The sequence below is a fragment of the Micromonospora sp. DH14 genome (assembly GCF_029809455.1).
Lineage (GTDB): Bacteria > Actinomycetota > Actinomycetes > Mycobacteriales > Micromonosporaceae > Micromonospora > Micromonospora parva.
In genome coordinates, this window is sequence record NZ_JARVKT010000009.1 from 21,636 (window position 1) to 35,790 (window position 14,155).

The window sequence follows — 14,155 nt, forward strand, 5'->3', positions numbered from 1 at the left end:
GGCAGCCGGGAGGGAATCCGCCGGTCATCCGTCGAGGCTGAGAACATGACAACGATCACTGCCTCCCGACCCCGTGCCGACTCCCGCTGGCGGGACCGGCTCGCCCCACTGGCCGCCGGTTGGCTCGGCCTGTGGGGCGTACTCGCCCTGCTCGGCACGCTCACCGGCGCCGGCTACCCGTTCGGCCCGAACGACCCGCACGGTGGCGACGTCAGCCTGCTGCGACTGGTGCCGGTGGAGGTGGCCACCCCGCTCTTCGCCGGCGTACTGCTCAGCGCCGCGGTGGCCGCCCTGGCCATGAGCCGCCCGGCGGCGCGCCCACCGGGCCCGCTGCGGGCGCTGCTGATCGGCTACGGCTGGGCGGTGGCGTTCGTGCTCGCCGTCGTCGTCCCCGACTCCCGCGTCCTGATCATCCTCGGCTACCTGCCGATACTGATCCTCGGGGCACCGTTCGGCTGGCCCCCGGTGGACTACTCCGAGGTGTTCACCTGGGCCTTGTTCGCCCGGTTCGCCGCGCTGGCCGGCGGACTGCTGCTGGCCGGGGCGGTGCTCGCCTGGCAGCGCCGTACCGCCGGGGCCTGCGTCGGCTGCGGCCGCGCCGACACCGCCCAGAGGTGGACCACCCCGGCCGCCGCCACCCACTGGGGCCGGTGGGCCGCCGGCATCGCCGCGGCCATCCCATTGACGTACGCGGTGACCCGGTTCGCCTGGGCGGCCGGCATCCCGCTCGGCATCTCCCGCGAGTTCCTGACCGAGATGCAGGAGACCGGGCTGGTCTGGGCCGGGTTCGGGCTGGGCGCCTTCGCCACCGTCGGCGCGATCCTCACCCTCGGCCTGGTGCAGCGCTGGGGCGAACGGTTCCCGGGCTGGATGCTCGGGCTCGCCGGCCGCCGGGTGCCGGTGAGGCTGGCCGTGGTGCCGGCCAGCCTGGTCGCGATCGCCGTGACCGCGGCCTCACTGGGGCTGCTCAGCAATCCCGAGTTCTGGCGGCTGACCGGTGGGTTCAGCATGACCGGGGCGCCGATGCTGCTCTGGCCGCTGTGGGGCGTGGCGCTCGGCGCGGCCACCTACGCGTACCACCTGCGTCGCCGCGGGGCCTGCCGGCGTTGCGACCGGAGCTGAGGGTGGGAGCGGGGGTGCCTCCCGATGCCCGGGGCACCCCCGCGAATGTGAGCTAGCGTGGGTCGGGTGACTGCGCCTACCCCGGTAATCCCGGTTCCACCGGCCGACCTGCCCGGCACGCTCGGCGCGCTGCGGGCGGCCGGTCACCAGTACCGCACCGTCAAGCAGGAACTCCGTGACAACCTCCTCGCCCGGATGCGCTCCGGCGAGACCCGTTTCCCCGGCATCGTCGGCTATGACGACACCGTGCTGCCCGAGGTCGAGCGGGCGTTGCTCGCCGGGCACGACATGGTGCTGCTCGGCGAGCGCGGCCAGGGCAAGACCCGGCTGATCCGCTCGCTGGGCGCGTTGCTCGACGAGTGGACCCCGGTGCTGCCGGGCTCGGTGCTCAACGAGCACCCGATGCACCCGCTCACCCCGGCGTCGGTCGCCCAGGTCGCCGAGGCCGGCGACGAGCTGCCGATCGGCTGGCTGCACCGTTCGATGCGGTACGGCGAGAAGCTGGCCACCCCGGACACCAGCGTCGGCGACCTGATCGGTGACGTCGACCCGATCCGCATCGCCCAGGGTCGTACCCTCGGCGACCCGGAAACCATCCACTTCGGGTTGGTGCCGCGCACCAACCGGGGCATCTTCGCCGTCAACGAGCTGCCCGACCTGGCCGAGCGCATCCAGGTGGCGCTGCTCAACGTGCTGGAGGAGCGGGACATCCAGGTTCGCGGCTACCAGCTGCGGCTGCCACTGGACCTGCTCCTGGTGGCCAGCGCCAACCCGGAGGACTACACCAACCGGGGCCGGATCATCACCCCGCTCAAGGACCGGTTCGGCGCGGAGATCCGCACCCACTACCCGGTCGACCTTGAGTTGGAGCTGGCGCTGATCCGTCAGGAGGCGGACCTGGTCGCCGACGTGCCGGAGCACGTGCTGGAGGTGCTGGCCCGCTTCGCCCGCGCCGTGCGGGAGTCGCCGTCGGTGGACCCGCGCTCCGGTGTCTCCGCCCGGTTCGCCATCGCCGCCGCCGAGACGGTGGCCGGTGCCGCGCTGCGGCGCGCCGGCCTGCTCGCCGCCTCCGGCACCCCGGACGGGCGTCCCGAGGTCGCCGTCGCCCGCGTCGGTGACGCGGTGTCGGTGACCAGCACGCTGCGCGGCAAGGTCGAGTTCGAGAGCGGCGAGGAGGGCCGGGAGATCGAGGTCCTCGCGCACCTGCTGCGTACCGCGACCGCCGAGACGTTCCGGGCCCACCTCGCCGGGTTGGACCTGTCCGGGTTCACCGCCCTGGTCGAGGACGGCGCCGCGATCGAGACCGGCGAGCTGGTCGGCGCCGCTGAGCTGTTGCGCCAGGTCGGCACCGTGCCCGGGTTGGCGAAGGTCCTGGACCGGCTCGGCCTGGGTGACGCGCCCACCTCGGAGGAGGCTGCCGCCGCGGTCGAGTTCGTGCTGGAAGGGCTGCACCTGACCCGCCGGCTCGGCAAGGACGTCACCGACTCGGGGCGCACCGTCTACGGCGGTCGGGGCTGACGGTGGCCGGTAACCGGTTCCGTTACGGGCAGTGGAACGGCGGGCCCGACCCGCTCGCACCCCCGTACGACGTGCGCGAGGCGGTGGACGCGGTCGGTGCGGAGGTGCTGGCCGGCGGCAGCCTGCGGGAGGCGCTGCGCGACCTGCTGCGCCGTGGCCCGCAGGGCCGGGGTGGCCTGGACGACCTGGCCGCCCGGGCGCGACGACTGCGCCGCGAGGCGATGCGCCGGGGTGGCCTGGACGGCGCGGTGACCAGGGCGCAGGCCCTGCTCGACCAGGCCCTCGCCGCCGAACGGGACGAGCTGCGAGGTCGTGACGACGACGCCGCGCGGTTCGCCGAGGCGGTGCTGGACAATCTGCCCCGCTCGACCGCGCGGGCCGTGCAGGAGCTGTCCGGCTACCAGTGGGCCAGCGACGACGCCCGCCGCTCGTACCAGCAGATCCTCGACCAGCTCCGCGACGACGTGCTCGGTCAGCGCTTCGCCGGGCTGCGCGACGCGGTGCGCGCCTCCGCCGACCCGGCCGCCCAGCAGCGGCTCGCCGAGATGATGGGCGACCTGAACGACCTGCTCGCCCGGCACGGTCGGGCGGAGGACACCACCGACGCGTTCGCCGAGTTCATGCGCCGGCACGGCGACTTCTTCCCGGAGCAGCCGGCGACCGTCGACGAGCTGATCGACGTGCTGGCCCGTCGGGCGGCGGCCGGTGAGCGGCTGATGAACTCGCTCTCCGAGCGGCAGCGCGCCGAGCTGGCCGGCCTCATGCAGCAGTCGCTGGGCGACCGCCTCGCGGGGGAGATGTCAGCGCTCGACGCGAACCTGCGGGCGCTGCGACCCGACCTGCGCTGGGGGCGGGGTGAGCGGGTGCGCGGCGACCAGCCGCTGGACTACACCGACGCGGCCGGCGCGTTGGGTGAGATCGGCGACCTGGACGACCTGCTGGACCAACTCGACCAGGAACACCCGGGGGCGACCCTCGATGACGTGGACGTCGACGCGGTGGCCCGCACGCTGGGCCGGGACGCGGCCGACGACGTGCGCCGGCTGCGCGACCTGGAACGGGAGCTGCGCCGCCAGGGTTGGGTGAGCCGGGACGCGGAGGGGCTCACGCTGAGCCCGAAGGCGCTGCGCCGGCTCGGTGGGACCGCGCTGCGGCGGGTGTTCGCCGAGCTGACCGCCGGGCCGCGCGGCCAGCACGACCTGCGCTCGGCTGGTGCGGCGGGCGAGGTCAGCGGCGCGTCCAGGCCCTGGGAGTACGGCGATGAGCAGCCGTTGGACGTGGTCCGGACACTGACCCGGGCGGTCAGTCGGGCCGGGCCGACGGTTCCGGTGCAGCTCGCGGTGGACGACTTCGAGGTGGTGGAGACCGAGAAGCGGGCCTCTGCCGCGGTGGTGCTCTGCGTCGACCTGTCGTACTCGATGATCTCGCAGGGTCGTTGGGGGCCGATGAAGCAGACGGCGTTGGCGCTGGCTCACCTGATGGAGACGCGCTTTCCGCAGGACGCCCTGCAGATCGTGGGTTTCGGCCGGGAGGCGATGACGCTCACCCAGCAGGAGTTGGCGGCCGTGGAGCCGGACATGGAACAGGGCACCAACCTGCAGCACGCGCTGCGGTTGGCGGGCCGGCACCTGCGCCGGCACCCGGACGCCGAGCCGGTCGTGCTGGTGGTGACCGACGGCGAGCCGACCGCCCACCTGGACCCGGACGACGGGGAGGCGCTGTTCCACTGGCCGCCGCTGCCGGAGACGATCGAGGCGACGGTCCGCGAGGTGGACCGGCTGAGCCGCTACGGCGCCACGCTCAACCTGTTCATGCTCGGCGACGACCCGGGTCTGCGGCGTTTCGTCGACGCGGTGGCCCGTCGTAGCCGGGGGCGCATGTTCACCCCGGACACTGACGACCTGGGCGAGTACGTGGTCAGCGACTACCTTCGCTCCCGCCAGTCCCGCCGCTAAGTCCCGCCAGTCCCGCCGCAAGCCGCCGCGAGCCGCCCGTCTTGTCGATCATGGAGTTGTGGTGGGTGACAAATGCTGCTCGTCCGGGTGAACCGGGCACCACAACTCCATGATCGACGCGGTGGGGCGGGTGGGGTGGGGTGGTGGTGGAGAGTGGTGGGTTGCGGCGGGCGTATGACGGGGTGTTTGGTGAGATCGACGCTGGGGGGTTTGGTCCGGCTCCGGAAGGGTCGCTTGGTGCGGAGCAGATTGTTGCGCACCTGGTCGCCAACGACGAGCTGATGATCCAGGCCACCGAGGCGTTGTTGGCGGGGTCGACGTTCGCCTACTACGACCTGGATGACATGCACCGTCCGCAGCTCGACGCGCTGGTGGCCGAGCAGGGCGGTCTGCGTGGCCTGACCGCGCTGCTGCACGGCACCAGTGAACGGCTCTGCGCGCTGGTGGATCAGCTCGGCCTGGAGGCGGAAACTCCGGTCGAGACCCGGCTGCGGGAGGGCATCGACCTCACCATCGACGAGCCGCTGCCCTGGTCCCGCACCCTGGACCTGCACACCCGGGTCCACCTCCCCAAACACCAGGCTCAACTCCGACTCCTCCGCGCCTGAGGTTGGCGCGTTTCACCGGCGAGCGTGCTGGGGCCGGGTGGCGTGGCCGGCTGAACGTGTCTGCTGGCGTTGGGGGAGCGCGACGATCGGTTCCGCCCTGGGCCGGGAGGTGCTGCCGACCGACTCAGGTGTCGACGGACTCAGGTGTCGACCAACTCGGGGCGGGGGTGGAAGGTGCGGCGGTAGGTGGACGGGGCCACCCCGATGCGCTGGTGCAGTTGCTGGCGTAGGGCGGCGGTGGTGCCGAAACCCGAGCGGTGGGCGATCTGGTCGACGCTGAGGTCGGTCGTCTCCAGCAGCAGCCGCGCGTGGTCGGTGCGCTGTTGCAGCAGCCACTGGGCCGGGCTCAGCCCGGTCTCCGACCGGAAGCGCCGGGTGAAGGTGCGCACGCTCATCCGGGCCTGTTCGGCCAGGTCGCGCAGCGCGATCGGCTCGTGCAGCCGCTGCCGCGCCCACTCCCGGGCGCCCGCCGTGCTGGAATCGGTCGCCTTCGGCACCGGCTGCTCGATGTACTGCGCCTGGCCACCGTCGCGCCACGGTGGCATCACGCAGCGGCGGGCCGCCCGGTTGGCCACCTCGCTGCCGTGGTCGAGGCGGATGACGTGCAGGCAGAGGTCGATGCCGGCGGCGACCCCGGCCGAGGTGAGCACCCGGTCGTCGGCGATGAAGAGCACGCCCGGGTCGAGGTCGACCCGGGCGTGCAGGTGGCGGAAGCGCTCGGCGTACGCCCAGTGGGTGGTCGCCCGCCGCCCGTCGAGGAGCCCGGCGGCGGCGAGCACGAACGCCCCGGTGCAGATGGACATGATCCGGGCCCCCCGCTCGTACGCCGCGCGCAGCGCCCCGGTGACCTCCGGCGCGATGGTGCCCGAGGTCAGCACGGTGTCGTCGTGGATGCCGGGGACGATCACCGTGTCGGCGGTGTCGAGCAGTTCCAGGCCGTGGTCGGGGACCACCTGGAAGCCGGCGGTGCTGCGCACCGGCTGCCCGCCCGCGGTGCACAGCCGCACGTCGTAGAAGGGTGTCCCGTCGGCGGCCCGGGCGGTGCTGAAGACCTGGGACGGGGTGCCGAGGTCCAGGCCAACCACCTGGTGCAGAGCGAGGACGGCGATTCGGTGCGGGCCAGCGGTCATGGCCCGATTATTGCGCATGATGGCTTTCCGGCCACTCGTCGCGGTGCCCGTACCGGCCCAGACTTGCTCCGTGACCAAGAACCGTCGTCTGCATCCCGCCTGGCTGGTCGCCGCCGTCGCCTTCGTGGCGCTGGTCGGCGCGGCGGGCTTCCGTGCCACCCCGTCGGTGCTGCTGCACCCGCTGCACGAGGAGTTCGGCTGGCCGCTGGCCACCATCTCCGCGGCCGTCTCCGTCAACCTGCTGCTCTACGGGCTCACCGCGCCGTTCGCGGCAGCCCTGATGGACCGGTTCGGCATCCGCCGGGTGGTCTCGGTGGCGCTGCTGCTGGTCGCCGCGGGCAGCGGGTTGACGGTCTTCATGACCGCCAGCTGGCAGCTCCTGCTCTGCTGGGGTGTGCTGGTCGGGCTGGGCACCGGCTCGATGGCGCTGGCGTTCGTGGCCACCGTCACCGGCCGCTGGTTCGTCCGCCGGCGGGGTCTGGTGACCGGCGTGCTGACCGCCGGCGGGGCGGCCGGGCAACTGGTGTTCCTGCCACTGATCGCCATCCTGGTACGCGACCACGGCTGGCGGACGGCGGCGCTCGTCGTCGCCGCAGCGGCGCTGGCGGTCGTACCCCTGGTGGTGTGGCTGCTGCGCGAGCACCCGGCGGATCTCGGCCTGCCCGCCTACGGGGCGACCGAGGTCGTCGCGGCGCCACCGGCGACCGGTGGCGCGGCGACCCGGGCGCTCGGCGCGCTGACGACGGCCGCCCGGACCCGACCGTTCTGGCTGCTGGCCGGAGGGTTCGCGATCTGCGGGGCGACCACCAACGGCCTGGTCGGTACGCACTTCGTGCCGGCCGCGCACGACCACGGCATGGCCCAGACCACCGCGGCCGGGTTGCTCGCCCTGGTGGGGCTGTTCGACATCGTCGGCACTATCGCCTCCGGCTGGCTCACCGACCGGGTGGACAGCCGGCTGCTGCTCGGCATGTACTACGCGCTGCGGGGGTTGTCGCTGCTGGTGCTGCCGAGCCTGTTCTCCGGCACCGCCGAGCCGAGCATGCTGGTGTTCATCGTCTTCTACGGCCTGGACTGGGTGGCCACCGTGCCGCCGACCGTGGCGCTGTGCCGGGAGTACTTCGGCGGGGCCGGGGCGGTGGTGTTCGGCTGGGTGTTCGCCGCGCACCAACTCGGCGCGGCGGTCGCCGCCACCGGCGCGGGGCTGGTCCGGGATCGGCTGGGCGACTACGCGATGGCCTGGTACGTGGCGGGCGCGCTGTCGATCGGCGCCGCCGGGCTGTCGTTGCTGCTGCGTCGACGACCGGGCCGAGCGGTGCCGGAGGCCGTGCTGCTCGCCGCGACCGCGCCCCGGGCCTGGAGCTACCGGGGCTGAGCGGGTTGGCCGGTCAGCCGAGGGTCCACTGCTGGGCGGGCCGGCCGTCGCAGGCGCGCTGGCGGATCTCGTCGTCGGGCTCGTCGCCGTCGTCGTCGGCCTGCGCGCACCTGCCGCTGTGCGCGGCCACCAGCAGCACCGGGCCGGTTCCGGTGGCGGACAGCCGCCACTGCTGGTTGGCCCCACCGTGGCAGGGGAACTGGAGCAACCGCGCGCCGTCGTCGGTGCTGCCGCCCTCGACGTCGAGGCACTGCCCGTGGGCGGCGTTGGTCAGCGTCACCAGGCCCGAGCCGGCCGGGTTGACGACCCACTTCTGCTCCGGACCGCCGGTGCAGACGGCCAGCTCGGCCCCCGCCTCCTTGTCGTCGCCGTCGAGCCCCAGGCAGAGCCCGGAGGCGACCCGCAGCACCCGGGGGCCGGTGGTCGGTGCCGTCGAGGGCGACGGCGACGGCTCGACCGACGGGGTCGGACTCGGCCCGGCCGCCGGACTGGTGGTGGCCTCCGCCGCGCTGGATGTCGCGCCCACGGTGGCCGGCACCGCCGGCTCGTCGTCGCCGAGCAGCCCGGTCGCGAAGACGACCCCGAGGAGTACGCCCACCAGGCCGACGCCGAGCGCCACCCGCAGCAGCGGGTCGGTGAGCGGTCCGGAACGCGCGGCCCGTCGGCGCCCGCCGTAGACGGTGCCGGCGGGGTCGGGGCGTTCCTCGGGCGCGGGCATACGGGCCATCCTCACCCACCGCCGTCGGTCACGGCCAGTCGGTGCCGTCAGTCGACGACCCGGACGTCCTTCCAGAACGCCACCCGGTCACGCACCATCTCGGCGTCCGGTTTGGGCTCCGGGTAATACCAGACCGCGTCCTTGCTGGTGCTGCCCTCGTGCTCAAGGGAGTAGTAGGAGGCGGTGCCCTTCCAGGGGCAGACGGTGTGCGTCGAGGACTCGCGGATCAGGTCGTCGCGCAGGGCGGAGCGAGGGAAGTAGTGGTTGCCCTCCACCAGCACGGTGTCGTCGCTCTCGGCGACGACCAGGTCGTTCCACAGGGCTTTTGGCATGCCCCAACACTATTCCGCGCCGCCCACCGGGGCTGTGCTCAGCGGGTGGGCTGGGGGTCGGTGACGTCTGCCACCGTGGCGTCGAGGGCGGCGATCGCGGCGTCGGCGGCGATCGCGATGGCCAGGCCGCGCTCGCCGGCACCCAGGGTGATCTCCCGGCCGCGCAGTCGCTCGTCGGCGACCACCGGCCAGGCCGTGCTCGCGCCGAACGGGGTGATGGTGCCGCGTTCGTAGCCGGTGGCGGCGAGGGCGCCGGCCGCGTCCGGCATGGAGAGCCGGTGCACCCCGAGCAGGGCGCGCAGCTTGGGCCAGGAGATGACCCGGTCGCCGGGGGTGAGCACGAACAGGTGATCGGCTTCACCACGACGCACCACGATCGTTTTGACCACGTCCGGGACGGCCACGCCCCGGGCGGCGGCGGCCTCCGCGAGACTGCCGACCGCACCATGGCTGACCAGCCGATACGGCAGTTGGGCGGCGTCCAGGGCGGCGATCGCTGGCGATGGCATGCCCGCCACGGTAGCCGTCGCGCCTGCCACCGGGCGGGAAACTGCCCCCGCCGACATCCCACGGTTTCCGAACGGCGAGCGTAAGGTGATCACATGCGCGCTGAGCGTGTGGATCACCCCATTGACCATGATCAAGCGGTGGACACGCTGCGGCGGTCGTACGCCGCGGTGCCCACGGGCGAGCCTGTCCGGCTGGCCAAACGCACCTCCAACCTGTTCCGCCCCCGGTCCGCTCCCCGGACTCCGGGGCTCGACGTGAGTGGCCTCAACGGCGTGCTGTCGGTCGACCCGGCCGGCCGCACCGCCGACGTGCAGGGCATGTGCACCTACGAGGACCTGGTCGACGCGACCCTCCCGCACGGGCTGATGCCGTTGGTGGTGCCACAGTTGCGCACCATCACGCTCGGCGGCGCGGTGACCGGCCTCGGGATCGAGTCGACCTCGTTCCGCAACGGCCTGCCGCACGAGTCCGTCCAGGAGCTGGACGTCCTCACCGGTTCCGGCGAGATCGTCACCGCCCGACCCGACGGCGAACACGCCGACCTGTTCACCGCGTTCCCCAACTCGCTGGGCAGCCTCGGTTACGCCACCCGGCTGCGCATCGAGCTGCAACCGGTCGGCCGGTACGTGGCGTTGCGCAACGTCCGGTTCACCCGACTGGAGGCGCTCACCGACGCGATCGCCGAGGTGAGCGCGACCCGGACCTGGGCCGGTGAGCCGGTCGACGCGATGGACGGGGTGATGTTCAGCCCCGGCGAGGCGTACCTGGTGTTCGCCACGTTCACCGACGCGGCCGACCCGCCCAGCGACTACACCGGTCAGGCGATCTACTACCGGTCGCTGCGCCAGCGCACCCGTGACGTGCTCACCGCGTACGACTATCTGTGGCGCTGGGACACCGACTGGTTCTGGTGTTCGGCGGCGTTCGGCGCGCAGCACCCGGTCGTGCGCAGGCTCTGGCCGGCGCGTTACCGGCGCAGCGACTTCTACCACCGACTGGTCCGGTTGGAGCACCGTCACCAGGTGGCGGCCCGGATCGACCGGCTGCGCGGGCAACCCGTCCGGGAGCGGGTCGTGCAGGACGTGGAGATCCCGCTGGACCGTACTGCTGACTTCCTGCGCTGGTTCGCCGGCGCGGTGGGGATGAACCCGGTGTGGCTGTGCCCGTTGCGGCTGCGGGAGCCGGCGGGTCCCGGTTCGGCGCGGTCCTGGCCGCTGTATCCACTCCAGCCGGGCCAGGACTACGTCAACATTGGGTTCTGGGGGAGCGTGCCGATCGCGCCGGGCGCCGCCGACGGCGACGTCAACCGCACGATCGAACGCAGGGTGTCGGAATCGGGCGGGCACAAGTCGCTCTACTCCGACGCGTACTACGACCGGGACGCCTTCGATCGCCTGTACGGCGGCGACACGTGGCGGGCGGTGAAAGACCGCTACGACCCGGACCACCGGCTGACGGGACTGTACGAAAAGGCGGTAGCACGAGCATGAGCCTGACCGACAGAGATCAGGGGGCGGCGAGCGTCCCCGCCACCGGACCGGCGGGGGGCCGGCGCACGGGTCCGACCGTCGCGGACGTCGTCCGCGCGGTCACCACGGGGCCGTTGCCGGTGCGGATCACCGGGTACGACGGCAGCGCCGTCGGCCCGTCCGACGCGGGCATCACCCTGTCGATCCGTTCCGAGCGTGGGCTGTCGTACCTGCTCACCGCGCCGGGCGACCTGGGCATGGCCCGGGCGTACGTCAGTGGTGACCTGGCCTTGCAGGGGGTGCACCCGGGTGACCCGTACGAGGCGTTGCGGGTGCTCAAGGACGAGCTGCGGTTGCGCCCACCGGCGCTGGCCGAAGGGCTGGCGTTGGTCCGTGGGCTGGGCTGGGAGCGGCTGATGCCGCCACCGGCGCCGCCGCAGGAGGCGCAGCCCCGCTGGAAGCGGGTGGTGAACGGGCTGCGGCACTCGCGGGTGCGGGACAGCACCGCCATCTCGCACCACTACGACGTCTCCAACGCCTTCTACGAGAAGGTGCTCGGTCCGTCGATGACGTACACCTGCGCGGTTTTCCGCTCTCCGGACGACACGCTGGAGCAGGCCCAGGCGGCGAAGTACGACCTGGTCGCCGGCAAGCTGGCGCTGAAGAAGGGGATGCGGCTGCTGGATGTCGGGTGCGGCTGGGGTGGCATGGTGCGCCACGCCGCGCGCGAGTACGGCGTCAAGGCCCTCGGGGTGACCCTGTCGAAGGCGCAGGCGCAGTGGGCGCAGGCGGCGATCGAGCGGGAGGGGTTGACCGAGCTGGCGGAGGTGCGGCACCTGGACTACCGGGACGCGCCGGCCGAGCAGTTCGACGCCATCTCCTCGATCGGGCTGACCGAGCACATCGGGGTGCGCAACTATCCGGCCTACTTCGGGGCGCTGCGCAATCGGCTGCGGCAGGGTGGGCGGCTGCTCAACCACTGCATCACCCGCGCGGACAACCGGGCGCCGCACCGCTCGGGCGCGTTCATCGACCGGTACGTCTTCCCGGACGGTGAGCTGGCCGGTCCGGGCCGGTTGATCAGCGAGGTGCACGACGCCGGGTTCGAGGTGCACCACGAGGAGAACCTGCGCCAGCACTACGCGCTGACGCTGGCCGCCTGGTGCCGCAACCTGGTCGAGCACTGGGACTTCTGCGTCTCGGAGGTGGGCGCGGGCACCGCCCGGGTGTGGGGGTTGTACATGGCCGGGTCGCGGATGGCGTTCGAGCGTAACGGCATCCAGCTGCACCAGGTGCTGGCCACCCACAACGGCCCGAACGGCGTGAGTGGCTATCCGCTGCGACCGGACTGGTTGCCCTGACCATCCGCTGAGCGTCGCCTGAAGCCGCGCCGGAAAAAGTCGGCGCGGCTTCTCGCGAAGCGATTGACAAAGAAGTTTTGTACGTACAAACTGATTTTGCCATGAGAGACGTCCTGTACCTGGAGCAGATCGAGCAGGCCGAAGTCCTGCTCAAGCCGCATCGCGTCGAGGTGCTGCGGCAACTGGCCGAGCCGCGCACCTGCACGGAGGTCGCGGCCCGACTCGACCAGACGCCACAGCGCGTCTACTACCACGTCAAGCAGCTCGTCGCGGCCGGCCTCGTCGAGCTGGTCAACGAACGCAAGGTCCGCGGCATCACCGAAGGCATCTACCAGGCCGCCGCCCGGTCCTACTGGCTCTCCCCACGGCTCGTCGGCCGGATCGGCCTGCGCCGGGCCCGCGACGAGCTGAGCCTCGGCTACCTGCTCGACCTGATGGAGGAGGTCCAGGCCGACATCGCCGGCCTGGACCGGGCGGCGCCCGAGCTGCCCTCGATCGGGGTCTCCGGCGAGATCCGGGTGCCCCCCGAGCAGCGCCAGCAGTTCATGCACGACCTGCAAACCGCACTTCAGGACCTGTTCACCCGCTACGGCGGCAGCGAAGGCGACGCCTTCAAGCTGGCCGTCGCCTGCTACCCGAAAGGAAATGACAATGAGTGAACCGATGAAGGTTCAGGCCCGTCTCTCCGCGCCCGTCGGGCGGGTCCGCCAGGCCCTCACCGACCCGGCCGAGCTGCGTCTCTGGCTGGCCGAGCACGCCGAGGTCGAGCTGCCCCAGCGGTACGAGTTCTGGGGCCGCTTCACGCCCGAGGGCGACGCCCCGCACCAGCGGTTGCTGCACGTGGACGACGACACGTTGCGCTTCAGTTGGCTGCTCGACGGGGTGGAGACCACCACCGAGTTCCAGCTGGCCGCCGAGGGCGCCGACAGCACCGTGCTGACGCTGACCCAGAGCCACTTCGACTTCGCCGAGGCGATGAGCGGCTCCAGCATCCGGGGCGTGCTCCAGACGTTCTGGGCGCTTGCCATCGCCAACCTGGCCGCCCACGTGGAGGGCCAGCCACTGCTGCCCCGCACCGACTTCACCTCCGCCGACCTGCGGGGTGAGCTGGTCATCGCCGCCCCCGCCGACAAGGTGTGGGAGTCGCTGACCGACTCCGAGCAGGCCAGCGCCTGGTTCGGCTACCCGATCGGCATCGAGCCCTGGGTCGGCGGCCGGTACGCCATGGGCGGCTTCGAGACCGGTTACGCGGCCAAGGTCGTCGACCTGGAGCCCGGCCGGCGGATGTCCGTCGACTGGGGACCGACCGGCGTGACGAACTGGGAGCTGGCCGAATCCGGTGGCAAGACCACGCTGACCTTCGTGCAGAGCGGCTTCGACGAGGCCAACCCGCCGTACGGGGCCTGGAGCGGTTCGGTTGCCGGGCTGTACGAGCTGCGCCGCTTCCACGAGGTGCCGAACTGGCAGCCGATCTGGATCTCCGAGGAGATCCCCGGCCTGGAGCCCGCCCCGACCAACTGACGCGGATCGTCCGCCCCCGCTCACCTCACCCGTGGGCCAAGATCCGAGCAACATCGGGGAAACTGCTGCCTCCAGCCGCGCGGAGGCAGCAGTTTCCCTGTAGTTGAGCAGATCTTGTGACTTCCACCCGCCGGGATGTGGTGACTTTTCGCTGTCGAGTGGGTACTGGCGGGCGATGTTCTTCATCCCCCTCATTCCGATCCGCACCCGGTACGCGCAGCAGTGCACGTTCTGCGGGGCGGAGTACGAGATCGCCAAGGCCGATGCCCAGCGCCTCCCGGTCGGCTGATCCGTCGATGGAACGCTTCCTCTGCTGGCTGATCGGTCGACCGACGCACCCGGTCGACGTGGCGGTGCACACCGCGGCCCGTCCGTCCTGCACCCCCGGTCGGCGCAAACGCCGTCGGGTACGCCGCCCTCTGGCCGGCACCACGCTGCCCCGCTCACCCTGGAACCGCTCCGGCGGCCGCTGACCGCAGGTCCGGGCGTCCGCGACGGCGTGCACGTTCGGCTCTGGCGGCGTTTCTGAGCGCTGG

14 protein-coding genes are annotated in these 14,155 nt (G+C 72.4%); 10 read left to right on the plus strand and 4 right to left on the minus strand.

What is annotated here, in order from left to right; genetic code table 11:
• Positions 1 to 45: 45 nt before the first annotated feature.
• From QCZ28_RS14065 to QCZ28_RS14080, 4 genes are all read left to right on the plus strand, one after another.
• Complete coding sequence (locus tag QCZ28_RS14065) at positions 46 to 1,122, plus strand: hypothetical protein (RefSeq protein WP_279517068.1); 1,077 nt, start codon at positions 46 to 48, stop codon at positions 1,120 to 1,122.
• Between the two features lie 57 nt (positions 1,123 to 1,179).
• Positions 1,180 to 2,640 (plus strand): sigma 54-interacting transcriptional regulator, encoded by a 1,461-nt coding sequence (locus QCZ28_RS14070; protein ID WP_279517069.1) that lies wholly within the window; start codon positions 1,180 to 1,182, stop codon positions 2,638 to 2,640.
• 2 nt (positions 2,641 to 2,642) lie between these two features.
• Entirely contained in the window at positions 2,643 to 4,595 is a 1,953-nt protein-coding gene (locus QCZ28_RS14075) for a VWA domain-containing protein (RefSeq protein ID WP_279517070.1), read from the plus strand.
• Positions 4,596 to 4,741: 146 nt separating this feature from the next.
• Complete coding sequence (locus QCZ28_RS14080) at positions 4,742 to 5,203, plus strand: hypothetical protein (RefSeq protein WP_279517254.1); 462 nt, start codon at positions 4,742 to 4,744, stop codon at positions 5,201 to 5,203.
• Between the two features lie 140 nt (positions 5,204 to 5,343).
• Here the strand turns inward: QCZ28_RS14080 and QCZ28_RS14085 are convergent, their stop codons facing one another.
• Positions 5,344 to 6,351, minus strand: a complete 1,008-nt coding sequence (locus tag QCZ28_RS14085; RefSeq protein ID WP_279517071.1) for a helix-turn-helix domain-containing protein — start codon at positions 6,349 to 6,351, stop codon at positions 5,344 to 5,346.
• 52 nt (positions 6,352 to 6,403) lie between these two features.
• Here QCZ28_RS14085 and QCZ28_RS14090 point away from each other — a divergent pair, with 52 nt between their 5' ends.
• Positions 6,404 to 7,708 carry an MFS transporter gene (locus tag QCZ28_RS14090; protein ID WP_279517072.1) on the plus strand — a complete coding sequence of 435 codons (1,305 nt, stop codon included), beginning with the start codon at positions 6,404 to 6,406 and terminating at the stop codon, positions 7,706 to 7,708.
• A 13-nt stretch (positions 7,709 to 7,721) separates the two neighbouring features.
• On the opposite strand, the gene QCZ28_RS14095 is transcribed toward QCZ28_RS14090, so the two are convergent.
• From QCZ28_RS14095 to QCZ28_RS14105, 3 genes are read right to left on the minus strand one after another with little or no spacing between them, the layout of a single operon-like run.
• On the minus strand, positions 7,722 to 8,426 hold the full coding sequence (locus QCZ28_RS14095) for an RICIN domain-containing protein (protein WP_279517073.1): 705 nt from the start codon (positions 8,424 to 8,426) through the stop codon (positions 7,722 to 7,724).
• A 47-nt stretch (positions 8,427 to 8,473) separates the two neighbouring features.
• Positions 8,474 to 8,758 (minus strand): DUF427 domain-containing protein, encoded by a 285-nt coding sequence (locus QCZ28_RS14100; protein ID WP_279517074.1) that lies wholly within the window; start codon positions 8,756 to 8,758, stop codon positions 8,474 to 8,476.
• A gap of 38 nt (positions 8,759 to 8,796) precedes the next feature.
• Complete coding sequence (locus QCZ28_RS14105) at positions 8,797 to 9,267, minus strand: YbaK/EbsC family protein (protein ID WP_279517075.1); 471 nt, start codon at positions 9,265 to 9,267, stop codon at positions 8,797 to 8,799.
• A gap of 93 nt (positions 9,268 to 9,360) precedes the next feature.
• On the opposite strand from QCZ28_RS14105, the gene QCZ28_RS14110 reads away from it, so the two are divergent.
• The 5 genes from QCZ28_RS14110 (at position 9,361) to QCZ28_RS14130 (ending at position 14,092) form a co-directional block, all read left to right on the plus strand.
• Complete coding sequence (locus QCZ28_RS14110; protein WP_279517076.1) at positions 9,361 to 10,758, plus strand: FAD-binding oxidoreductase; 1,398 nt, start codon at positions 9,361 to 9,363, stop codon at positions 10,756 to 10,758.
• A complete protein-coding gene (locus tag QCZ28_RS14115) occupies positions 10,755 to 12,098 on the plus strand; it encodes a class I SAM-dependent methyltransferase (protein ID WP_279517077.1) in 1,344 nt (447 codons plus the stop codon). Before QCZ28_RS14110 ends, QCZ28_RS14115 begins: the two co-directional genes overlap by 4 nt.
• A 101-nt stretch (positions 12,099 to 12,199) precedes the next feature.
• Positions 12,200 to 12,757: a helix-turn-helix domain-containing protein gene (locus QCZ28_RS14120; protein WP_210861780.1), complete on the plus strand. Its 558-nt coding sequence runs from the start codon at positions 12,200 to 12,202 to the stop codon at positions 12,755 to 12,757.
• Complete coding sequence (locus tag QCZ28_RS14125) at positions 12,750 to 13,619, plus strand: SRPBCC family protein (protein WP_279517078.1); 870 nt, start codon at positions 12,750 to 12,752, stop codon at positions 13,617 to 13,619. Before QCZ28_RS14120 ends, QCZ28_RS14125 begins: the two co-directional genes overlap by 8 nt.
• A 296-nt stretch (positions 13,620 to 13,915) precedes the next feature.
• On the plus strand, positions 13,916 to 14,092 hold the full coding sequence (locus QCZ28_RS14130; protein WP_279517079.1) for a hypothetical protein: 177 nt from the start codon (positions 13,916 to 13,918) through the stop codon (positions 14,090 to 14,092).
• Positions 14,093 to 14,155 lie beyond the last annotated feature (63 nt).